The organism is Acinetobacter sp. 1294243 (assembly GCF_000588015.1).
GTDB lineage: Bacteria > Pseudomonadota > Gammaproteobacteria > Pseudomonadales > Moraxellaceae > Acinetobacter > Acinetobacter pittii.
On sequence record NZ_JFXG01000012.1, the window covers coordinates 88,042 to 107,993 of the forward strand.

The following is a 19,952-nucleotide window of genomic DNA, read 5'->3' on the forward strand; positions in this document are numbered from 1 at the left end:
GATGTCATTGCTTGATCATTTTTCTGCCGAATTAGATGAGTTAAAGCAACAAGGTAACTTTAGACAATTTACCCAAAATGTGCAGCACGGACGTTTTATTACGATTCAAAATAAAACGATGCTCAACTTAGCTTCAAATGACTATCTTGGGTTGGCTGCTGATATCAATCTTCGTCAAGAGTTTTTAGATAGCTTTCCAATCGAGCGTAGCTATTTTAGTTCATCATCTTCACGTCTATTAACGGGCAATTTTGATGAATATGAACAATTAGAAAATAGCCTAAGCCAAGCATTTGGTGGTCGCGCGGCACTATTATTTAATAGTGGCTACCATATGAATATTGGTATTTTGCCAGCTCTTGCTGATAGTAAAACTTTAATATTGGCGGATAAGTTAGTTCATGCCAGTATGATTGACGGTATACGTTTATCTGGCGCTCAGTATGTGCGTTATCGACATAACGATTTACAACACTTGGAACAACTCCTCCAGAAATATCATGATGATGACAAGATTGAACGAATCATTGTGGTCACAGAAAGTATTTTTAGTATGGACGGTGATGAGACGGATTTAGCCGCTTTAGTTCAGCTAAAAAAACGGTTTGCTAAAACTATGTTATATGTTGATGAAGCGCATTCAATTGGCGTTCGTGGTCAGCAAGGCTTAGGATGTGCTGAACAATATAATGTGATTCAGGAAATTGATTTTCTGGTTGGTACATTAGGTAAAGCATTAGCGGCGGTCGGTGGTTACATTATTTGCGATCCAATTATTAAAGATTATCTCATTAATAAAATGCGCCCACTTATTTTTAGTACTGCACAGCCTCCGATTGTTATGGCATGGGCAAACTTTATTTTTCAGAAAGTATTACTCGCTCAATCTCAACGTGAACACTTAAAAAATATTAGCCAATATCTTCAACAAGCTGTTGTACAGAAGGGCTACGATAGCCCATCCACCAGCCATATTATTCCAGTCATTGTTGGAGAAAGTCAGGCTGCTATCAATAAAGCGATGCAGGTTCAGGCAAGTGGTTTTTATGCCATGCCTGTGCGTCCACCAACAGTACCTAAAAACAGTTCGCGTTTGCGTATTTCTTTAACGTCAATGGTGCAGCAACATGAGCTTGAAGAATTGGTGAGTTTTCTGTGAGTTTGAATAAAAACTTAGTTGCCCAGCGTTTTGCCAAAGCAGGGCAAAGCTATTCAGAGCATGCAATTGTTCAAAAACAGATTTGCCAAAATTTAACAGGTTTAGTTCAGCAGTTCTGCCCGACTACGATGTCGTGTGTCTTTGAAATTGGTTGTGGTTCTGGCAATTTAACTCGTCTTCTTGCTACATCTTTTCAGTTTGAAGAGTTAATTTTGAATGATCTATATGCAGATGTGCAGCAGCACTTTAGTCATCAAGAAAATTTAAAATGGTTGATTGGGGATATTGAAACTTTAGATTTCCCTCAGCAGCTGGATATGATTGTTTCAGGTTCAGCTTTACAGTGGATGCAAGATTTACCGCATTTGCTCGAACGTTGTAATGAGGCTTTAACTGAGCGAGGTTGGTTATGCTTTTCAACATTTGGCTATAAAAACTTATTAGAGATTAAAGAATTAACAGGACAGGGTTTAAGTTACTGGTCAGTTGAAAATTGGAGTAGTGCCTTAACTCAGGCTGGTTTTGAGATTTTGCATTTGTCAGAATCAGAAACTCAACTCTATTTCGATTCACCTAAAGCTGTGTTGCAACATTTAAAAGCAACAGGTGTAACCGCAACGGCTCAGCATCGTTGGACTAAGCAAACTTTACAACAGTTTTATCAAGATTATGATCGGTTTAAGTGTGTCGAGGGATATTCCCTAACATATCATCCGATTTATTGTATTGCCCGGAGAGTGAAGTAAATGAGTGGTCAGATCTATTTTGTGAGTGGGATTGATACCGAAATTGGTAAAACCTACGCGACAGGTTTCTTAGCAAAATTATGGACTGAGCAGGGTAAAAAAGTGATTACCCAAAAACTCATTCAAACAGGTAACGCTGATGTTTCTGAGGATATTGAAAAGCATCGTGAAATTATGGGACAGGGCTGGTTTCAAGAAGATCATGACAAGCTAACCATGCCTGAAATCTTCAGTTATCCTGCTTCACCTCATCTTGCAACACGTCTTGATAACCGAGAAATTGATTTTCAAAAAATTGAAGATGCGATCCAAACATTGGCGGAGCGTTTTGAAATCGTATTGTTGGAAGGTGCTGGAGGCTTAATGGTGCCATTAACCACCAGTCTGCTGACCATTGATTATGTTGCTCAGCATCAGTTTCCCGTTATTTTAGTAACATCTGGTCGTTTAGGAAGTATTAACCATACTTTGCTTAGTCTTGAAGCGCTTAAGTCTCGTGGGTTGAAGTTGCATGCCTTGGTTTATAACCTAAAAGATGAATCAAAAGATCCATTAATTTCTCAAGATACTTCAAATTATTTGAAAGATTACTTAGCTATTCATTTTCCCGAAGCTGAATGGATTGAACTGGCAAAAATGAATTAAGTTAAACGGCTATAAAAAAACCGCTCAAATTTGAGCGGTTTTTACATCTTTTTAATAGCTTAGAATTTCTTCGAACCGCGGTTAAAACCAGTCGATTTACGTTGGTTCCCTGTGTTAACAGGAGCTTCTTTTTCATCATCACGACGTTGTTGACGTAAGTATCCGCCACGACGTGCTGCCATTGGTTTTTCAGTCATACGATCAGTACGGCGTTTTGCCATACCAAATAAACCTGTACCTTGACGTGGTTTTAACTCAACCGATTTGGCTAAGTTGTCGATGTCAGTTTTGTCGAGTTCCATCCAACGACCAGTACGTAATTCGCGCGGTAAAATAACTGTGCCGTAGCGTGTACGTAATAAACGGCTTACTTTAAGATCTTGCGATTCAAAAATACGACGTACTTCGCGGTTACGACCTTCTTTTACTACAACTTGGTACCAGCGGTTAATACCTTCACCACCAATTTCAGAGAATGATTCGAATTTGGCAGGGCCATCTTCGAGCTCTACTCCGTTGACCATGTTTTGGCGTAGTTTTGGCGTTACTTCACCCATTACTCGAACAGCATATTCACGTTCGATTTCATTAGATGGGTGCATTAAGCGGTTAGCAAGTTCACCATCATTTGTGAATAGTAATAAACCAGTACTGTTAATATCCAGACGACCTACCATTACCCAGCGGTCATTGGCAATTTGTGGTAAATGATCAAATACGGTTGGGCGTTTTTCAGGATCATTACGTGAACAGATTTCACCCTCAGGTTTATAATAAATCAGTACGCGACGACGAATTTCGTCTTCAATCTGAAACTGAACTTTACGGCCATCAATGCGTAATTCATCGCCTGGTTCAATGCGCTCACCCACTTGGGCAACACGACCGTTTACACTCACGCGTCCTGCGGCAATAACCTCTTCCATATATCGGCGGGAACCTAATCCGATTCGCGCTAATACTTTTTGCAATTTTTCACTCATGACAGCACAACCTTAGACATAATGATCAACAGTCCACCTCTTTATGATTTCGGTGCATTTGCATCGAGAGCCATAAAGGCTTCCTTGGCGTTCTGTAGGGGAGGCAATTGGCCTAGAGAGGCTAGACCAAAAGCATTCAGAAACTGAGGCGTTGTAATTAGCAACGCAGGTCTTCCGGGTAAATCTCTAAAACCGGCTTCTTTAATCCAGTTCCAGTCAAATAGTGTTCTAAGAATCTGACTATTATTAGATACACCACGAATTTGTTCAATATCAGCTCGGGTAACCGGTTGATGATAAGCAATGACAGCCAGGGTTTCTAGTAATGAAGGCGACAGTTTTGTTGGTCGCTCTGGCCAAATTTGCGCAATAATACTACGATATTTAGATCTTACCTGAAAGCGAAACCCTTGTGCTGTTTCAATCAGCTCAATAGATCGACCATGTTGTAATAGCGCGAGCTGTTGCAAGAGCTGACGAAGCTGTTGTTTATTATATTGATTGTTAAATGCTTCTTTTAAGCGGGCAATTGAAACAGGCGCTTCACTGGCAAAGATAATTGCTTCAAGTTGTAATAAGACTTCATGATGTATGTCAGCTAATGACAAATCACTATTATTTTGTTCAAAACTACTCATATTGAAGATCCTTGAATTGCTAACGGGGCTTCAATACCAGTGGCAATAATTTTAATTTTCTGTTGGCGAGTCAATTCTAAAACTGCCATAAAAGTAACAACCATTCCCATACGACCTTGCTGGGGATTGAGTAATTCTTTAAAACTTAACACATCACCAGACTCTAATTTCTCTTCAATATATGCAATACGTTCTTCGAGCAAAACAGGTTCTTGAGCGACAACATGGGTAATAGGTTCAGGGCGATTAAATACACAGAACAACGCATCATGTAGCGCTGAGATATCGTAACCTTCATAAACAGGAGAGATATGCCCTAAGCTTACATTGGCACTAAATGTATCGCGCTCAAGAATTGGCATTTGACCTAAACGCTCAGCTGCTTGCTTAATGCGTAGATAGCTTTCAAGACGATCAATAAGCTCCTGCTTAGGATCTTTTTCAATACTTATAATTGTAGGTTTTGGTAGAAGTAGGCGAGACTTCAAGTCAGCCAATAAAGCAGCCATCACCATATAATCTGCTGTCAACTCGATATTTAAAGATTTCATGCTATCCATATAGGCCAAATATTGAGTCGCTATAGGAGCAATATCGAGTTGAATTAAATCGAAACCGTTTTTCTGAATCAGATAAATTAAAAAATCTAATGGACCTTCAAACCGCTCGAGCAAAATCTCAAATGCAGCTGGAGGTATATAGAGATCTTCTGGAATTTTGTCATGCCACTCATCTAAAACACGGATGTGTGGAGCGTCTTCCATGGATTGATGAAGTGATTGATTCATTACGATTATAAGCCACGCGAATTTTCAAAAGCATGAGACTTGTTATTCAAGTCCTAGACAGCTGTAAGTAGAAGAACAGCAGATAGTGAAAATCATTCTAAATGAATTGTGTCTTTTAATAAATTACTTAACGACTAAAGTGTAAAAAAAATCCAAAATAAATAAAGAGTATTTTTTTGAGTGATAATACTTTTTTTTAAACTATTGGTAAAAAAGTAAGTGCTTATTCAAAAGCACTTACATCGCCAACACCACGGCGGATAATTTCAGGATGTTCGCCCGATAAATCAACGATACTTGTACTGGTCAAGGTACCAAAACCTCCGTCAATAAATACATCAATTCGTTTATCTAACTGATTTTCAATATCGTAAGGGTCATCTAGAGGGTCTTCTTGACCCGGTAAAATTAATGTACTGGTGAGTAGCGGCTCACCAAGTTCTTGTAATAAAGCCTGACAAATCGGGTTGCTTGGAATACGTAAACCAATCGTTTTCTTTTTAGGGTGCATCAATCTACGAGGAACTTCACTTGTTGCAGGTAAAATGAATGTAGTAATAGCTGGTGTATTCGCTTTCAATAAACGATATGTCGCATTATCAACTTTTGCATAAGTTGCAATATCAGATAAGTCACAGCACATAATGGCATATTGATGTTTAGGCCCTAAGCCACGAATCTGTGCAATACGTTCCATGGCATTTTTATTACCGATTTGACACCCAATCGCATAGGCAGCATCGGTAGGGTAGACCACAACATCTCCTGCTCGGATACGTTCAACCGCTTGGGCAATGAGGCGTTGCTGTGGATTTTCAGGATGTACATGTAAATGCATCATATTTTAGAGACTCCATCACGCCAGTGTTAAAAATAATTATTAGGCTTTTTAAATGGCCTAGGCAAGCAATTAACGTAGCTTTTTTGTCAATTAATCAAGGAGTTCACGTTTAAATTCATTTAATTGTAAAGGTGTACCCGAACGTGTACATTGGCAAATAAAACCAATAAATGCTGCTGCATCACGTGGCAACTTAGCTTCACCCGAAAAGTAACGTTGCACTTGAGCATAAACGTTATCTTTAAATAGTTTGCCATCACCGCTATCACCTGTAAGGTTATCGAGTGAAACTCTAAATTTTCGGCCAAAAGATTGCGCAAATAACCATTCAATTGCTTGTGGCTTAATTTCTACTTGTTCAAATAAACTTTGCTGTTCTTGGGTGCGACCATCAGGTGCATACCAATAACCTAAATCTGGTAATAGACGTCTTTTTTCACCTGCAATAGACCAGTGACTAATTTCATGCAAAGCACTATTAAAGAAACCGTGAGCAAATTGGATCTTGGCTGGTTCTTTATTTGTCGCTGGAAAATATTCAGGTTCAAAATCACCACGAACTAATGTCACATTATGGTGGGAAAACCAGTGATTAAAGTGTAAAATAAGCCAATCAACTTGCTCAGACTCCGATTTTGAGCTTGACCATGGTGAGAGTTGCACTAGGTCAGGTACAAAGGTTTTCTGATGAGTTGAATGGGTGCAAACGAGTAATGAAGTGTTAACTTCAGGTTGCGGCTGCAACAGGTGCATTGCTTAATTTACCCCGAGTTCTGTCTAAAGAAGTGCAAAATTGTATCTTAATCTTTGACAGAGTACCGATGAATTTGTAGAATTGCCGCCTTAATTATGTCAGCAAATACCTTTCCGGCACAGATTGAGCCGTTTAAATGGGCTGAACAAGGCTTTACATGGTCAGGTCAACTGCCCTTGTCTCGCTTTGCTCGTATCGCTCGTGAAGCTGTTGGATCAATTGATAACCAATTGATCAACATAGACTGTAAGCTATCAATGGATGCATATCATCGCATTGTGTGGATGGACGGTCACATGGACACGAAAGTTCCAATGGAGTGCCAACGTTGTTTGGAACCTGTTGAAATGCTTCTTGTCTTAGACTTCCATATTGCATTAGTGGATGATGAGTCACTGATAGAGCGCTTGGATGAGGATGCTGATTTCATCGTTTTAGGTGAAAGTGAGTCTTCGACGAAAGGCGATTATGATACGCCTGCCTCGATTAACTTACTCGCATTACTAGAAGATGAACTGTTATTGTTGATGCCTTTATCTCCCAAGCATGATGCTTGTGAACATAAACATCAACCTACCATTCAGAATGTTGTCGAAGAAAAACGGGATAATCCGTTTGATGTTTTGGCAGGTTTGAAGGGTAAACTTAACTCATAATTTGTGTTATAATTGTGAGATAAGACAACTGAATTTGTTCTGATCCATTTTTTCGATCTTTGTAAGGAGCCATCATGGCCGTTCAGCAAAACCGTAAAAGTCGCTCTCGCCGTGACATGCGCCGTTCACATGACGCTTTAACCGAGAATGCATTAACAGTAGACCAAGCAACTGGTGAAACTCATCGTCGTCACCACGTGACTAAAGACGGTTTCTACCGTGGTCGTCAATTATTCGCTAAAGCAGCTGATGCTGAATAATTGCATGATATGCATTAAGCGTGATGCTTAAGTATAGAAAAAATGGGAGCGAAAGCTCCCTTTTTTTGTTGTTTTTCGCAATTATAAATATATAAATAACATGTTAGATTTCCGCTCCAGAAATGAGTGAAAACCCAAAAAAGGATTTCTTATGTCTGCTAAACGTCTTGAACAAGTAGCTTTAGCCACAAAAACTGCATTTGTGTTTCCTGGTCAAGGTTCACAAAAAGTCGGTATGCTTGCTGAACTAGCAGAACAGTTTAGTGGGGTCGGGCAAACTTTTGCAGAAGCTTCAGATGCTCTTGGAGTTGATCTTTGGCATATTGCGCAAAGTGGCGAAGGTCTCGACCAAACAGAAAATACCCAACCTGTGTTATTAACTGCCAGTATCGCTTTATGGCGTGTATGGCTTGATTTAGGTGGTCTGGCACCTAAATACCTTGCAGGACATTCACTAGGTGAATACAGTGCATTGGTAGCTGCAGGCTCTATGAGCTTGGCAGATGCAGTTAAATTAGTTAACTTGCGTGGCAAGCTCATGCAAAGTGCTGTACCTCAGGGTCAAGGGGCTATGGCTGCAATCCTTGGTTTGGCTGATGAAAAAGTGGTTGAACTTTGTCAAACCGTGAGTGCGTCAGGTGAAGGTTCTGTAGAAGCTGCAAACTATAATTCACAAGGTCAAGTTGTGATTGCAGGAAGTACAGCTTCTGTACAAGAAGTCATGGCTTTGGCAAAAGAGCAGTCAGCTAAAGCAATTGCTTTACCAGTGTCAGTTCCTTCTCATTGTTCGTTGATGAAACCTGCCGCTGAGAAATTTGCAGAAGCTTTGGAACAAACTGCCATTGAGCTACCTACCATTCCTGTAATACAAAATGTCAACGCGGGAATAGCTAACGATGTTGCTCAATTGCGTCAGGCATTAACTGCACAATTGTACCAATCAGTACAATGGACACGTACCATGCAGTCTCTACAAGACCAAGGTATTCAATACATTGTTGAGTGTGGTCCAGGTACAGTATTGAGTAACCTCGCAAAGCGTTTACCAAATATTGAAAAAGCTTTTTCTATTGATAGTAAGAGCAAAATGGAAGATGCCCTAAATGCTGTTTTAGTGGCAGAAGGAAAAATTGCATGACACAAGAACGCAAAGTTGCATTAGTAACGGGCGCGAGTCGGGGTATTGGCGCTGCCATTGCCCAGCAACTTATTCAAGACGGTTATTTTGTTGTAGGTACTGCGACTTCTGAATCTGGTGCACAAAAGTTAAGTGATAGCTTTGGTGAACAAGGTGCAGGTTTGGCGCTCGACGTGCGTAATCTCGATGAGATTGAAGCAGTCGTTTCTCATATTGAACAGAACTATGGTCCTGTACTTGTTCTAGTTAACAATGCAGGTATTACGAAAGACAATTTGTTGCTTCGTATGTCTGAAGATGATTGGGATGACATTCTCAACATTCACCTTAAAGCAGTTTATCGTTTATCTAAACGTGTGCTTAAGGGTATGACGAAGGCGCGTTTTGGTCGAATTATTAATATCAGTTCTGTTGTAGCTCATTTTGCAAACCCAGGCCAAGCGAACTATTCTGCTGCTAAAGCAGGTATTGAAGCATTCAGCCGTAGCCTTGCAAAAGAGATGGGTAGCCGCCAAATTACTGTAAACAGTGTGGCGCCAGGCTTTATTGCAACAGAAATGACAGATGCACTTAGTGAAGACATTCGCAAAAAAATGAGTGATCAAGTGGCTTTAAATCGCTTAGGTGAGCCACAAGATATCGCAAATGCGGTGAGTTTCCTTGCAAGTGATAAAGCAGGTTACATTACCGGTACGGTATTACATGTAAATGGTGGTTTATACATGGCCTAACGCCGATGTATAAACTTTTAAAAATTTTTATATTCAATTAAACTAGTGGCAAATTAAACGCCACAAGCAATGAGGAGAATTCCTGTGAGCGATATCGAACAACGCGTTAAACAAGCGGTTGCAGAACAACTTGGTCTTAAAGCTGAAGAGATTAAAAACGAAGCATCTTTTATGGATGACTTAGGTGCTGACTCTTTAGATTTAGTTGAACTTGTTATGTCTTTCGAAAATGACTTCGACATCACTATCCCTGATGAAGATTCTAACGAAATCACTACAGTTCAATCTGCAATTGACTATGTAACTAAAAAACTTGGTTAATTCGCATATTGCTGAATAAAAAGAAGGCCACCGTAAGGTGGCTTTTTTTATTTTAGAAAAAATTTAAGAGATACATATTTTTACAAGATCAACCTCAATTGATAGCAGAGGTATAACTTTTTTGAAGTATAACAATAAAGGTCAGTTTAATGACTTTACTATAAACAATAATATGAGGACTAAAAGATGGGTCTTTTTGATTTTGTAAAAGGTATTGGTAAGAAAAATACCGCACCAGCAGAACCACAACCAGCTCCAGCAACACCAGCAGAACCTTCTGCACAAGAAGTTGCAAATAAATTATTAGGTTTAATTAAAAGTTTGGGCTTAGGGGTAGAAGGCTTATCTGTAACCTATAACGGTACTACTGATACTGCAATTATTAAAGGGCAGGTAAAAAGCCAAGCAGATAAAGAGAAAATTATTCTTATTGTTGGAAACATTGATCATGTGGCTCAAGTAGATGACCAGATGACAGTGGCAACTCCTGAACCAGAAAGTAAATTTTATACAGTGAAATCTGGTGATAACCTTTCAAAAATTGCGAAAGAAGTTTACGGTGATGCAAATCAATATCCAAAAATCTTTGAAGCAAATAAACCAATGTTAAAAGATCCTGATGAGATTTTCCCGGGGCAAGTTTTACGTATTCCTCAATAATCGAGGTTAATAAAAAAAGGCGCTTTAAGCGCCTTTTTTGTGCTTTTAAAAACGCTTTGGAATCTTTTGTCCGTTTGGTACAGGGGTGTCTGCATTTTTTAAAACACCGAATAACCATGTTTCAGCATGCTGTACTGCAATTTTTAAAGAATCACCTAAAGCTAAACGGCCAGCGATAAAGCTAGCTAAAGAACAACCTGAGCCGTGATATTCACCTTCAAGGCGAGGACAGCTACTACTCGCTGCTAGTTCACCATTTATGTATAAACTATTTTTAATATGATCTGGTGTATCTTCATGTCCACCTTTCACTAGAACAGCTTTAGCACCCATTTCAAAAAACTTTTGAGTGGCTTGATCTAAATCAGTAATACCTGTTAGAGCACGTAATTCAACGGTATTTGGAGTAATAATTGTGGCTAGAGGAATAAGTTCAACGAACGCTTTAACGAGAGTTGCCTGATCACCTAAAGAGCCGCCACTGTTTGCGACTAAAACAGGATCAAGTACATATTGATAGTCAGGATGAGCACGTAAAAATTCAGCTAGTGCCGCAATATTATCTGTCGTGCCAAGCATGCCTGACTTAACACATTTAATGGGTAAGTCACCTACAACTGCATTTGCTTGTGCTAATAAGAGTTCTTTTGAGGTTGCTTCGAAGCCAAATACTTGTTGTGAGTTCTGAATGGTGAGGGCAGTACATGCAATTGCTGCATGGGCACCACTTTGTCCAATTGCTTCGATATCGGCTTTTAAACTTCACCCCCTGAAGGGTCTAAACCCGAGAAACAAAGTACGGTTGGACGCACGGTTATTTCCTTTTCAATTTAAATTTACGTTAGTATAAGAGAGTTTGATTAAACTCTCGACCAATTGAATTAAATACTTTACTGGGTTAATGATTGAATGGCTATAAAACATATTTTGATTGATTTGGATGGAACCTTAACAGACCCAAAAGTTGGAATCCATACTTCAATTCGCTATGCAATGGAGAAATTAGGCTATCCATTGGCTGCTGATTTAGATATTGATTGGACAATTGGCCCACCATTAAAGCCATCACTCGCAAAATTATTAGCTACTCAAGATGATGCTTTAGCTGAACAAGCTTTACTTGCTTATCGCGAGCGTTTTTCGGTGGTTGGCCTGTTCGAAAATGAAGTGTATCCATCTGTTGCCAAAACGCTTAGCGCTTTAAAAAAAGAAGGATATCGTTTATTTGTCGCAACTGCTAAACCAACGATTTATGCAAAACGTATCTTGGACCATTTTGAATTAAGTCAATACTTTGTACATATCTATGGGAGTGAGTTAACGGGTGAGCGCACAAATAAAGCTGATCTTATCCATTATATTCTTGAGCATGAGCAATTAAACCCAGAAGAGTGTTTAATGGTCGGTGACCGTCAATATGACATTTTGGGTGCTCGTCATAATGGTATTGAGGCGGTAGCGGTGACGTATGGTTACGGAACAGCAGAGGAACTTGCTCAAGCACAGCCAAAAGCAATGATTAAGCAATTTTCTGAGCTTTTGGACTATGTTGAAGAACTGGCAACACAAAAGAAAGTTTCTTAAATATACGTAAGTTTTAATTTGAAGGTTTGGCTTTGATCTAAAGCCAAACCTTTTTTATTTAAATACCGTGTTGCTGGCGGTATTGAACAAGTTCTTCAATCGTAATCACCGTTAAGTGATGAGTATGAGCATATGCTAAAACTTGAATGCCCGACGCCATCGTGCCATCTGGATTGGTTAATTCACATAATACGCCAGCGGGTTTAAGCCCAGCTAGTCTTGCTAGATCAATTGTTCCCTCGGTATGACCTCGACGAGTAAGGACTCCACCATTACGTGCACGTAATGGGAAAACGTGACCCGGACGATTTAAGTCACTTGCAACAGCGCCATCTTTAATAGCAGTTTGAATAGTTGTTACACGGTCTTTAGCAGAAACACCAGTGGTAACGCCTTGAGCTGCCTCAATGGTCACTGTAAAAGCGGTATGAAACTGGCTCGAGTTTTGAGAAACCATTGGTGGTAGTTCTAGATGGTCTGCTAGCTCTTCTGTAAGGCATAAACATACAATCCCTGAACCATCACGAATCATACGTGCCATTGTTTCTACCGTTAAAGTTTCGGCTGCAACAATTAAATCTGCTTCATTTTCGCGATCAAAGTCGTCCATAACCAAGACAGGCTTGCCTTGACGGATATCTTCTAATGCTTGTTGAATGCGTTGCTCAGCAGGAGAGAGGGCTGAGAAAAAAAGTTCTGGTTGAATTAAGCTAGACATAATGAAACGCTCTCGTAAAAATACGGTTGAACATTTCAGGACTGATGTAAAAACAGGCTGGCACTGAAATAAAACGGATTTATCCCAGTTCGTCGTCTTCTTTCATCCGGACTATACCGTCGGCTTTGGAGTTTCACCAAATCTGCTCAAATTACACAATTTAAGCTCGTGGGCTTGTTAATCTATTTATAAAAATTAACTCTACCACCGGTGGGGAATTACACCCCGCCCTGAAGCGATGGGTTTTATTATAGCGCGCTTGATAAAATTGGCTAGATGCTTTTATAGAATGCTAAGTTTCTTTATGAATAAGCATTTTCATAAATCGAAATAGGCTTTTTAACAAGAGCTTACTTGTTGATATGAAAATGGAATGCTATGTTTTTTATAGAAAATTATAAATAAAATAGGTGTTTCATGCAGATAAGAGACTATTATCCTCTAACCAATAGCTCATTTATTCAGCATCTCCATATTTTCAGTTATGTATTTATGGCAGTAAGTATCCTTTATTTAATTGCTGCCAACTGGTTTATGCTTCCAAACAGTATTCAACTCGCGATCCCGCCCGTTATATTAGTTGTTACAGCTTGGTTCAGCATAAAAGATACATTAAGTGATGGGGTTAGGCAGACCTTACATAGCGTTTGTGGTTTGATGATAGGTTTAAGCTTGGCTGTAATTGGACAGGTTTATCAAACTGGTGCAGACAGTTATTTGCTTTTTTTAATTTGGACATTGCTTTTATTGCCGTGGTTATATCGGCCGAATATTGGAATCTTTGCTTTAATTTGTATTACCAGCCAACTTACACTTTTTTTATTTTTTAAACAGACTTTCTGGTCTGAAAAGTTTCCTTATTTATATTTAATCGCTCTAAATCTATTAAGCCTTATTGAGTTTTGGGTATGTATAAAGAAATATCGTGCTTTAAGGTTTGTCTTTATCGCTTGGTTCGCCGTTATTTCGATTATTGGAATGATTCAATATTTATCGAATGAGAATATTCCTTATCTAATTTCTGCCTTCTTTTCAGGAATAATCGCTTTTTATTATTTCTTCAAAAAAGACGATCAGTTATGTGCCAGTTTAATGGCTGCTGTTCTGGGCGTGACCGCAACCATATGGCTTGTAGATGGGATTAATAACCTATTTAAAGACTCTAATGAGTTCATATTTTTATTGATTGCAGGCATTATTTTTATTTGGTTTGCGCTGATTAGCTATCTTTTAATAAAAATTTTTCGTCAAAGCCGCTTTTATATCATTCCATTGGCAATTGGTGCTTGGCTTGCTGGCTTGGCACTTGCAGCTTTTACGCTGGTGTTTTGGGAAGCTATTTCTTTAGTTATTGGAGTTGTTTTTGTTGGATTGGCGTTTATTCTTTTAAAGAAATCACAAAGCTATTTCTTTCGGCAATTTGCCTATTGTTTGTTTATCAGTGGGCAGACCGCTTTCTTATTTCATCTTGGTTCAGAAACAGATCAAATTCTATGGGTTTTAATTGCACAGATTTTTATTCTATGTATCAGTTGTTTTCTTAAACCACATTGGTTCTTCATTTTAATTCAAATGCTTGCTACGTATGGCATAGCTTTTATCTATTTGTTACAACTGGACCATTCATTGTGGTCGATACATTCTACTCAGACTTATTTAAATTTAACTTTGCTCAGTTACTTGGTTTTTAGTTTGGTACTCTTACCTAAGAAGAAATCAATAGCTCTATATGAGCGTAGTATTTTTTTATGCGTGCTGGTCGTAATTCTTGTAGCTTCTTTTTTCGATACTTTTATGGGGGTGGTACCAGAAAATTCGATAGATCAGCAGGTATGGGTTTTATATTTGCTACCTGCTATCTGGTTACTTTGCTTTAGTGTTCTTCATTTATATCGACAACTTAATACACTCACTTTTTGCGCCTTTTTAATATTTGGTGTGTTACTTATTGTGTTGGGATATTTTGAAATTTTCATCCTGCTTATTATTTTAACGTGGGCATTAAAAAAGAAAGATTATATTGTGTATGGAGTGAGCTTAACAGTATTCGTTTTTGTGTTCTGGCAGCTCTATTACAACCTACAAATAACTTTTCTAGCTAAGAGTGCATCTATTTTTATTTCGGGTATTGTTTTGTTGGCTCTGTCTTGGTTACTTCAACGTGAAAATAAAAATGATCTTGTTAAAGGAGAGAAAGAATGAAAAAGTATTTTTCTCTTATTCTTGCCTTTATTGCGCTATTATTTTTTGCAGGCTTAGTGGCGAAAAACGAATGGCATTTGCACCATAGTAAAAGTATTTTTATTGAGCTTAAACCAGTTGATCCTCGTTCAATTTTACAAGGTGACTATATGGCACTGGCTTATGAATTACATTTACAATCTCTTAAAGCTCTTGCAGGAAGTGAAGGTGAGGCTCTGGAACAGGTGATTTTTAATCGCTCTTCCGTTCCCGCAAAAGTTATTTTGGATTCACAAAATCGCGTAGTTCGTACCATTTTAGATATCAATAATTCATTTGCTGGGCAGAGGTTAATTTTAAAAAATCCTGAAAATCGTTTGCAGGCTTTATATCCTGCCTCTCGCAGTTTCTTGTTTGCAGAAGGCTTGGCTCAATGTTATGAAAAAGCCAAATATGCTGAATTTAAGGTAAATCCTGAAGGAGAGGCGATATTGTTCGAATTACGAGGAGAGCAGCTTCAACCATTAAATTGTGAAAAACAAAAGAACTGGTGGGAAGGAACTATTAAGGATTTATAAAATAATAAAAGCCCGTCAATGCGGGCTTTTTATTCTTAAAATAAATTAGGCAACTTGAACAGGAATGCAATTTGCTGTGTGGTTGACTGTATTATTTGGATTAGCATATACCAAACGTGGTTTATGAATATTTGCTTCAGCTTCAGTAAAATCACCAAATGTAGCAATAATTACTAAATCGCCAACGTCTGCTTGATGTGCAGCACCGCCGTTTACTGAAATAATTCCAGAGTTATCTTCACCACGAATCGCATAAGTTGTGAAGCGTTTGCCATTGGTTACATTCCAAACATGAATTTCTTCATATTCACGAATACCAGCTAAGTCCATCAATACGCCATCAATTGCACAAGAACCTTCATAGTGAAGTTCAGCATGGGTTACAACTGCACGGTGAATTTTGCATTTTAATAAACGAGATAGCATGGCTAGCGTCTCCTGAGTAGACCTAAGATGTAGATCTTATGGTGAAATCTTTAGCTTTTGCGGTTGGCAAAGTGGCTGATGCGCATTTTGCTCCTAAAAAAGCAAGATAGCAAGCATGATTGTTCAACAATTTAAGTGGGTTTATATGCATTAATTTGATTCATGGCCTGTGGAACTTGTCCTTGAACAAGTAGCTTCACTTTAGAAAGGGCATGATCAATTGCTGCATCCATCAGACTTTGTTCACTACTTGGTGCTTTTCCAAGTACGTGACCTGAAACTTTCTCTTTCGAGCCAGGATGTCCGATACCAATACGTAAACGGTGAAAATTTGGACCAATATGAGGGACAATGTCACGTAAACCGTTATGACCACCGTGTCCACCGCCTGTTTTAAGACGAATTACACCTGGGTTCATATCAAGTTCATCATGAGCAATCAAAATTGCTTCGGGAGCAATTTGATAAAATTTTGCAAATGGAACTACACTTTGTCCAGAACGGTTCATAAATGTAGTGGGTAGAAGTAGACGGACATCGTGTCCTTCTATATTACCACGTCCACTGATTCCGTGAAATTTCGGATCATTTTTTAATGTAATGCCATATTTGTCTGCAAGCTGTTCAATGAACCAAAAACCTGCATTATGGCGGGTTTGGGCATATTCTGAACCAGGATTGCCCAAACCAACAATTAGCGAAATATTTGACACTAATCTACGCCTTTAAACACTTATGCGCGTTTGAAGTCAGCGTGCATAGGAGTGTTTTTAGATGGGTGACGTTGTAACGCTTGGATTTTAACGTTTTCAACTTTGTCGCCCACTTTGATTTCTACAACTTCTTCAAAGAAAGCATTGCTTTCTAAAGCTTTTACAAGCTCACGAAGTTCTAAAGTAACAGTTACAGGCTCAGCGTTGCCACCATAAATGATAGCTGGAATTAAAGCTTCGCGACGAAGGCGGCGGCTCGCACCTTTCCCTTGTTTGTCTTCAGCACGCGCTTGAGCGTTTAATACGAAGTTTGCCATGAGTAAATCCTCATTAAAGTTTAAAAGACTAAACTTGCGACCAGTTTAGTGATAGAAAACCCCAGCCAAGGCTAGGGTTTATAAAAAGCTGCAATATTATAAACTATCGAACATTGCACTGATAGACTCTTCGTTATTAATACGACGAATCGTTTCAGCAACCATGCTAGCAACAGAAACCTGACGGATCTTGCCTAAGGTCAATGCTTCTTCAGAAAGAGGAATGGTATCAGTTACAACCAGTTCATCAATAACTGAATTACGTAAGTTTTCAATAGCCTTACCTGATAGTACAGGGTGAGTTGCGTATGCAACTACACGACGTGCACCAAATTGCTTAAGCGCATCAGCTGCTTTACACAATGTACCAGCAGTATCGACCATATCGTCTACGATAACGCAATCACGATCTTTTACGTCACCAATTAAGTGCATAACTTGCGACTCGTTGGCTTTTTGACGACGTTTATCAATAATTGCTAAATCGATGTCACCCATCTGTTTGGCAACAGCACGAGCACGTACTACACCACCAACGTCAGGAGAAACCACCATAAGGTTGTCATGTTGTTGTTGACGTAAGTCAGCAAGCAAAGCAGGAGTACCGTAGATGTTGTCGACTGGAATATCGAAGAAACCTTGAATTTGGTCAGCATGTAAGTCGATCATCACGACACGGTCAATACCAACAGTGGTAAGCATGTCTGCGACAACTTTAGCTGTAATCGGCACACGTGCAGAACGTGGACGACGGTCTTGGCGAGCATAACCAAAATAAGGGATAACAGCGGTAATACGACCAGCACTTGCACGACGCAAAGCATCTGCCATAACCAAGATTTCCATAAGGTTATCATTGGTAGGGGCACAAGTAGGCTGAACGATAAATACGTCTTTACCACGAACATTTTCAGTAATTTCTACTGAAATTTCTCCATCAGAAAAGTGACCGACTGATGCAGCACCTAGAGGGATATGTAAGTGACTTACGACTTTTTGAGCGAACTGTGGATGAGCATTTCCACTAAAAACGACAAGATTGGGCATGAAGCACCCTTGGCGGTTGGTATGTAATGAAATAGATGGCAGGGGCGGCTGGATTCGAACCAACGGATGCCGAGATCAAAACCCGGTGCCTTACCACTTGGCGACGCCCCTAATGCGGCAGAACTTTAATATTTTTGCAATGCAATGTCAAGATTAATCAACAAAAAGCATAGCAATTAAGTCTGTCTTTAAAATAAGAGAATGGCAGGGGCGGCTGGATTCGAACCAACGGATGCCGAGATCAAAACCCGGTGCCTTACCACTTGGCGACGCCCCTAATGCGGCAGAACTTTAATATTTTTGCAATGCAATGTCAAGATTAATCAACAAAAAGCATAGCAATTAAGTCTGTCTTTAAAATAAGAGAATGGCAGGGGCGGCTGGATTCGAACCAACGGATGCCGAGATCAAAACCCGGTGCCTTACCACTTGGCGACGCCCCTAAATTCGATGATATATATGATGGCAGGGGCGGCTGGATTCGAACCAACGGATGCCGAGATCAAAACCCGGTGCCTTACCACTTGGCGACGCCCCTAATATAGTCATCATTACAGGTGAGGTTGGCAGGGGCGGCTGGATTCGAACCAACGGATGCCGAGATCAAAACCCGGTGCCTTACCACTTGGCGACGCCCCTAACGTGTAACCTTAAAATGATTAAGAGGAGATTCATTTAAACTATTTACCAAGTAAGATTTACATGGTGAATACTTAAGAATTTCATCAATATTCATTTCATTCGTTACTTCAATAAAAACACAAGCACCTGTACCTGTAAGCTTTGCTTGACCAAATTGATCTAAATATTGCATTGCTTCTTCTACTTCAGGGTATAACTGCCGAGCCAGTGGCTCAAAGTTATTTCCAAAATTAGAAGGTTCTAACTGATAGGCGCAAAATTTAGTGGTCTTAGAGTCTCTTGTCAATGTTTTTTGTGAAAAAAGCAATTGAGTGCTGATAAAACAATCAGGTTTTAAAATAATGAACTGTTTTTGATCTAAGTCTATGAATGATAAATGTTCACCGATGCCTTCAGCCCATGCATTTTTACCATAAATAAAAATTGGAACATCAGCACCGAGCTTTACACCGTAGTCCGCAAGTTGTTCTTGCTTTAGGCCACATTCCCATAATTGATTTAACACAATAAGCGTTGTGGCGGCATTAGATGAACCGCCACCTAGACCTGCACCCATTGGAATTTTTTTTTCAATTTTGATGTGAAAGCCACAAAATTTTTTCGCATGTGGTTTTAGTATTTGAGCTGCCCGATAAATCAAGTTTTCTTCAGCACGAACTTCACTTAACCCATCGATTTTGATTTCTTCGCCCAAAGTCGGTGTAAATGTCATCCAATCATATAAATCAATCAGTTGGAAAATGGTTTGTAGCTCATGGTAACCATTCTCACGTCGGCCTGTAATATGTAAAAACAGGTTGAGCTTAGCAGGGGAAGGAACTCGAATCATAGATTTATATAATTAGACTTAGCGGTTTTGGATGACCATTGTAATACGGTTTTCTTTATCTTCAGCAAGAGCTTGCTTTAAAACCAGTTTGTTTGGCAAAGTTTGTTCACCATCGTAACTGAAATTAACTGTCCAGCCATCTTCAATCAGTTGACTCACTCGATTTGCAGCGTCTTTCGTAATTTGAGCATTTAGCGTTGCTGGTTTTGCTAAAATCCAGCTCGTTAAGTGTGTAATCGGGGCTTGCCAACCCGTTGCTCGCTCTAAAAGTTCTTCTGGAGAGGCTGCGCTAATAAGTCCTGTTTTAGAACTATTTAAAGTTACTTCGCCCGGTTTACCCTGAATTTGGGTTTTTCCAACGCCTAAAATACCGCTTAATTCGATATCAAAATTATCTTGCTGTTGAAGCCAAGTAAAAAAAGCACTACCAGTTTGCTGTGGTGTACGAACCCCAATCTTACCTTGCAAATTAAAGTGTTTTTCGTCTTGAACTTGTTGGGTAACCGCAGGTTTTGGTTGAGTAAAATGCTGACAACCGGTTAGAAATAATACACTTGATCCACAGATCGCTGTGCACAGTTGGGCAAATTTGCTCAT

Annotated in this window: 24 protein-coding genes, 5 tRNA genes, 1 pseudogene and 1 riboswitch; of the genes and pseudogenes, 12 read left to right on the forward strand and 18 right to left on the reverse strand. The window is 39.3% G+C overall.

Features of this window, described 5'->3' with window-relative positions; all coding sequences use genetic code 11:
• The first annotated feature begins 1 nt into the window (after window position 1).
• The 3 genes from J655_RS18380 to bioD are packed head-to-tail and all read left to right on the forward strand — an operon-like array spanning window position 2 to window position 2,550.
• Window positions 2-1,159: an 8-amino-7-oxononanoate synthase gene (locus J655_RS18380; RefSeq protein WP_005803232.1), complete on the forward strand. Its 1,158-nt coding sequence runs from the start codon at window positions 2-4 to the stop codon at window positions 1,157-1,159.
• Window positions 1,156-1,905 (forward strand): malonyl-ACP O-methyltransferase BioC, encoded by a 750-nt coding sequence (gene bioC, locus J655_RS18385; protein ID WP_005803231.1) that lies wholly within the window; start codon window positions 1,156-1,158, stop codon window positions 1,903-1,905. The genes J655_RS18380 and bioC overlap by 4 nt, the downstream gene beginning before the upstream one ends.
• A complete protein-coding gene (bioD, locus tag J655_RS18390) occupies window positions 1,906-2,550 on the forward strand; it encodes a dethiobiotin synthase (protein ID WP_005803230.1) in 645 nt (214 codons plus the stop codon).
• Between the two features lie 59 nt (window positions 2,551-2,609).
• Here bioD and rluB read toward each other — a convergent pair whose 3' ends face one another.
• The 5 genes from rluB to J655_RS18415 all read right to left on the reverse strand — a co-directional run bounded on the left by rluB (window position 2,610) and on the right by J655_RS18415 (window position 6,553).
• Window positions 2,610-3,533 carry a 23S rRNA pseudouridine(2605) synthase RluB gene (gene rluB, locus J655_RS18395; RefSeq protein ID WP_002120431.1) on the reverse strand — a complete coding sequence of 308 codons (924 nt, stop codon included), beginning with the start codon at window positions 3,531-3,533 and terminating at the stop codon, window positions 2,610-2,612.
• A gap of 41 nt (window positions 3,534-3,574) precedes the next feature.
• Window positions 3,575-4,171 (reverse strand): SMC-Scp complex subunit ScpB, encoded by a 597-nt coding sequence (scpB, locus tag J655_RS18400; RefSeq protein WP_002120355.1) that lies wholly within the window; start codon window positions 4,169-4,171, stop codon window positions 3,575-3,577.
• Complete coding sequence (locus tag J655_RS18405) at window positions 4,168-4,959, reverse strand: segregation and condensation protein A (RefSeq protein WP_005803227.1); 792 nt, start codon at window positions 4,957-4,959, stop codon at window positions 4,168-4,170. The genes scpB and J655_RS18405 overlap by 4 nt, the downstream gene beginning before the upstream one ends.
• A 223-nt stretch (window positions 4,960-5,182) precedes the next feature.
• Window positions 5,183-5,800 carry an L-threonylcarbamoyladenylate synthase gene (locus J655_RS18410; protein ID WP_002120255.1) on the reverse strand — a complete coding sequence of 206 codons (618 nt, stop codon included), beginning with the start codon at window positions 5,798-5,800 and terminating at the stop codon, window positions 5,183-5,185.
• 90 nt (window positions 5,801-5,890) lie between these two features.
• Window positions 5,891-6,553, reverse strand: a complete 663-nt coding sequence (locus tag J655_RS18415; RefSeq protein WP_005803226.1) for an elongation factor P hydroxylase — start codon at window positions 6,551-6,553, stop codon at window positions 5,891-5,893.
• A gap of 96 nt (window positions 6,554-6,649) precedes the next feature.
• On the opposite strand from J655_RS18415, the gene J655_RS18420 reads away from it, so the two are divergent.
• From J655_RS18420 to lysM, 6 genes are all read left to right on the forward strand, one after another.
• Window positions 6,650-7,210, forward strand: a complete 561-nt coding sequence (locus J655_RS18420; protein WP_005803225.1) for a YceD family protein — start codon at window positions 6,650-6,652, stop codon at window positions 7,208-7,210.
• Window positions 7,211-7,284: 74 nt separating this feature from the next.
• On the forward strand, window positions 7,285-7,470 hold the full coding sequence (gene rpmF / locus J655_RS18425) for a 50S ribosomal protein L32 (protein ID WP_000290730.1): 186 nt from the start codon (window positions 7,285-7,287) through the stop codon (window positions 7,468-7,470).
• A 151-nt stretch (window positions 7,471-7,621) separates the two neighbouring features.
• Window positions 7,622-8,608: an ACP S-malonyltransferase gene (gene fabD / locus J655_RS18430; RefSeq protein ID WP_032052755.1), complete on the forward strand. Its 987-nt coding sequence runs from the start codon at window positions 7,622-7,624 to the stop codon at window positions 8,606-8,608.
• A complete protein-coding gene (fabG, locus tag J655_RS18435) occupies window positions 8,605-9,339 on the forward strand; it encodes a 3-oxoacyl-ACP reductase FabG (protein WP_002120395.1) in 735 nt (244 codons plus the stop codon). The genes fabD and fabG overlap by 4 nt, the downstream gene beginning before the upstream one ends.
• Window positions 9,340-9,423: 84 nt before the next feature.
• On the forward strand, window positions 9,424-9,660 hold the full coding sequence (gene acpP / locus J655_RS18440; RefSeq protein WP_001279871.1) for an acyl carrier protein: 237 nt from the start codon (window positions 9,424-9,426) through the stop codon (window positions 9,658-9,660).
• Window positions 9,661-9,846: 186 nt separating this feature from the next.
• Window positions 9,847-10,320: a peptidoglycan-binding protein LysM gene (gene lysM, locus J655_RS18445; protein ID WP_002120434.1), complete on the forward strand. Its 474-nt coding sequence runs from the start codon at window positions 9,847-9,849 to the stop codon at window positions 10,318-10,320.
• Between the two features lie 45 nt (window positions 10,321-10,365).
• On the opposite strand, the pseudogene J655_RS0104670 reads toward lysM, so the two are convergent.
• Window positions 10,366-11,132 (reverse strand): annotated as a pseudogene (locus J655_RS0104670) (hydroxymethylpyrimidine/phosphomethylpyrimidine kinase).
• 97 nt (window positions 11,133-11,229) lie between these two features.
• On the opposite strand from J655_RS0104670, the gene J655_RS18450 reads away from it, so the two are divergent.
• A complete protein-coding gene (locus J655_RS18450; protein ID WP_014205944.1) occupies window positions 11,230-11,904 on the forward strand; it encodes an HAD-IA family hydrolase in 675 nt (224 codons plus the stop codon).
• 58 nt (window positions 11,905-11,962) lie between these two features.
• Here J655_RS18450 and ribB read toward each other — a convergent pair whose 3' ends face one another.
• Window positions 11,963-12,622: a 3,4-dihydroxy-2-butanone-4-phosphate synthase gene (gene ribB, locus J655_RS18455; RefSeq protein WP_032006742.1), complete on the reverse strand. Its 660-nt coding sequence runs from the start codon at window positions 12,620-12,622 to the stop codon at window positions 11,963-11,965.
• Window positions 12,623-12,712: 90 nt separating this feature from the next.
• Window positions 12,713-12,863, reverse strand: a riboswitch (FMN riboswitch).
• 176 nt (window positions 12,864-13,039) lie between these two features.
• Between ribB and J655_RS18460 the strand changes: the two genes are divergently transcribed.
• Window positions 13,040-14,824, forward strand: a complete 1,785-nt coding sequence (locus tag J655_RS18460; protein WP_032006744.1) for a DUF2157 domain-containing protein — start codon at window positions 13,040-13,042, stop codon at window positions 14,822-14,824.
• Window positions 14,821-15,381, forward strand: coding sequence for a GDYXXLXY domain-containing protein (locus J655_RS18465; protein WP_005803211.1), 561 nt, complete (start codon window positions 14,821-14,823; stop codon window positions 15,379-15,381). Before J655_RS18460 ends, J655_RS18465 begins: the two co-directional genes overlap by 4 nt.
• A 45-nt stretch (window positions 15,382-15,426) precedes the next feature.
• Here the strand turns inward: J655_RS18465 and panD are convergent, their stop codons facing one another.
• The 11 genes from panD to lolB all read right to left on the reverse strand — a co-directional run bounded on the left by panD (window position 15,427) and on the right by lolB (window position 19,952).
• Window positions 15,427-15,807 (reverse strand): aspartate 1-decarboxylase, encoded by a 381-nt coding sequence (gene panD / locus J655_RS18470; protein WP_002120296.1) that lies wholly within the window; start codon window positions 15,805-15,807, stop codon window positions 15,427-15,429.
• A gap of 131 nt (window positions 15,808-15,938) precedes the next feature.
• A complete protein-coding gene (gene pth, locus J655_RS18475; RefSeq protein WP_002120328.1) occupies window positions 15,939-16,520 on the reverse strand; it encodes an aminoacyl-tRNA hydrolase in 582 nt (193 codons plus the stop codon).
• 20 nt (window positions 16,521-16,540) lie between these two features.
• Window positions 16,541-16,837 (reverse strand): 50S ribosomal protein L25, encoded by a 297-nt coding sequence (gene rplY / locus J655_RS18480; protein ID WP_002120443.1) that lies wholly within the window; start codon window positions 16,835-16,837, stop codon window positions 16,541-16,543.
• 96 nt (window positions 16,838-16,933) lie between these two features.
• Complete coding sequence (locus J655_RS18485; protein WP_002120445.1) at window positions 16,934-17,884, reverse strand: ribose-phosphate pyrophosphokinase; 951 nt, start codon at window positions 17,882-17,884, stop codon at window positions 16,934-16,936.
• A 36-nt stretch (window positions 17,885-17,920) separates the two neighbouring features.
• Window positions 17,921-17,995, reverse strand: a tRNA-Gln gene (locus J655_RS18490).
• Window positions 17,996-18,086: 91 nt separating this feature from the next.
• Window positions 18,087-18,161 (reverse strand) — tRNA-Gln (locus tag J655_RS18495).
• 91 nt (window positions 18,162-18,252) lie between these two features.
• Window positions 18,253-18,327: transfer RNA gene (locus tag J655_RS18500), tRNA-Gln, on the reverse strand.
• 20 nt (window positions 18,328-18,347) lie between these two features.
• Window positions 18,348-18,422: transfer RNA gene (locus J655_RS18505), tRNA-Gln, on the reverse strand.
• Window positions 18,423-18,448: 26 nt separating this feature from the next.
• A tRNA-Gln gene (locus J655_RS0104675) sits at window positions 18,449-18,523 on the reverse strand.
• Entirely contained in the window at window positions 18,522-19,355 is an 834-nt protein-coding gene (ispE, locus tag J655_RS18510; RefSeq protein WP_032005742.1) for a 4-(cytidine 5'-diphospho)-2-C-methyl-D-erythritol kinase, read from the reverse strand. The genes J655_RS0104675 and ispE overlap by 2 nt, the downstream gene beginning before the upstream one ends.
• A gap of 18 nt (window positions 19,356-19,373) precedes the next feature.
• On the reverse strand, window positions 19,374-19,952 hold the full coding sequence (lolB, locus tag J655_RS18515; protein ID WP_005070955.1) for a lipoprotein insertase outer membrane protein LolB: 579 nt from the start codon (window positions 19,950-19,952) through the stop codon (window positions 19,374-19,376).

What these genes read in the sequence shown, in the direction of transcription:
- J655_RS18380 (WP_005803232.1), top strand. Translation starts at nt 2, where the DNA reads ATGTCATTGCTTGATCATTTTTCTGCCGAATTAGATGAGTTAAAGCAA.
- bioD (WP_005803230.1), top strand. Translation starts at nt 1,906, where the DNA reads ATGAGTGGTCAGATCTATTTTGTGAGTGGGATTGATACCGAAATTGGT.
- rluB (WP_002120431.1), bottom strand. Translation starts at nt 3,533, where the DNA reads ATGAGTGAAAAATTGCAAAAAGTATTAGCGCGAATCGGATTAGGTTCC.
- scpB (WP_002120355.1), bottom strand. Translation starts at nt 4,171, where the DNA reads ATGAGTAGTTTTGAACAAAATAATAGTGATTTGTCATTAGCTGACATA.
- J655_RS18405 (WP_005803227.1), bottom strand. Translation starts at nt 4,959, where the DNA reads ATGAATCAATCACTTCATCAATCCATGGAAGACGCTCCACACATCCGT.
- J655_RS18410 (WP_002120255.1), bottom strand. Translation starts at nt 5,800, where the DNA reads ATGATGCATTTACATGTACATCCTGAAAATCCACAGCAACGCCTCATT.
- J655_RS18415 (WP_005803226.1), bottom strand. Translation starts at nt 6,553, where the DNA reads ATGCACCTGTTGCAGCCGCAACCTGAAGTTAACACTTCATTACTCGTT.
- J655_RS18420 (WP_005803225.1), top strand. Translation starts at nt 6,650, where the DNA reads ATGTCAGCAAATACCTTTCCGGCACAGATTGAGCCGTTTAAATGGGCT.
- rpmF (WP_000290730.1), top strand. Translation starts at nt 7,285, where the DNA reads ATGGCCGTTCAGCAAAACCGTAAAAGTCGCTCTCGCCGTGACATGCGC.
- fabD (WP_032052755.1), top strand. Translation starts at nt 7,622, where the DNA reads ATGTCTGCTAAACGTCTTGAACAAGTAGCTTTAGCCACAAAAACTGCA.
- fabG (WP_002120395.1), top strand. Translation starts at nt 8,605, where the DNA reads ATGACACAAGAACGCAAAGTTGCATTAGTAACGGGCGCGAGTCGGGGT.
- lysM (WP_002120434.1), top strand. Translation starts at nt 9,847, where the DNA reads ATGGGTCTTTTTGATTTTGTAAAAGGTATTGGTAAGAAAAATACCGCA.
- J655_RS18450 (WP_014205944.1), top strand. Translation starts at nt 11,230, where the DNA reads ATGGCTATAAAACATATTTTGATTGATTTGGATGGAACCTTAACAGAC.
- ribB (WP_032006742.1), bottom strand. Translation starts at nt 12,622, where the DNA reads ATGTCTAGCTTAATTCAACCAGAACTTTTTTTCTCAGCCCTCTCTCCT.
- J655_RS18460 (WP_032006744.1), top strand. Translation starts at nt 13,040, where the DNA reads ATGCAGATAAGAGACTATTATCCTCTAACCAATAGCTCATTTATTCAG.
- J655_RS18465 (WP_005803211.1), top strand. Translation starts at nt 14,821, where the DNA reads ATGAAAAAGTATTTTTCTCTTATTCTTGCCTTTATTGCGCTATTATTT.
- panD (WP_002120296.1), bottom strand. Translation starts at nt 15,807, where the DNA reads ATGCTATCTCGTTTATTAAAATGCAAAATTCACCGTGCAGTTGTAACC.
- rplY (WP_002120443.1), bottom strand. Translation starts at nt 16,837, where the DNA reads ATGGCAAACTTCGTATTAAACGCTCAAGCGCGTGCTGAAGACAAACAA.
- J655_RS18485 (WP_002120445.1), bottom strand. Translation starts at nt 17,884, where the DNA reads ATGCCCAATCTTGTCGTTTTTAGTGGAAATGCTCATCCACAGTTCGCT.
- ispE (WP_032005742.1), bottom strand. Translation starts at nt 19,355, where the DNA reads ATGATTCGAGTTCCTTCCCCTGCTAAGCTCAACCTGTTTTTACATATT.
- lolB (WP_005070955.1), bottom strand. Translation starts at nt 19,952, where the DNA reads ATGAGCAAATTTGCCCAACTGTGCACAGCGATCTGTGGATCAAGTGTA.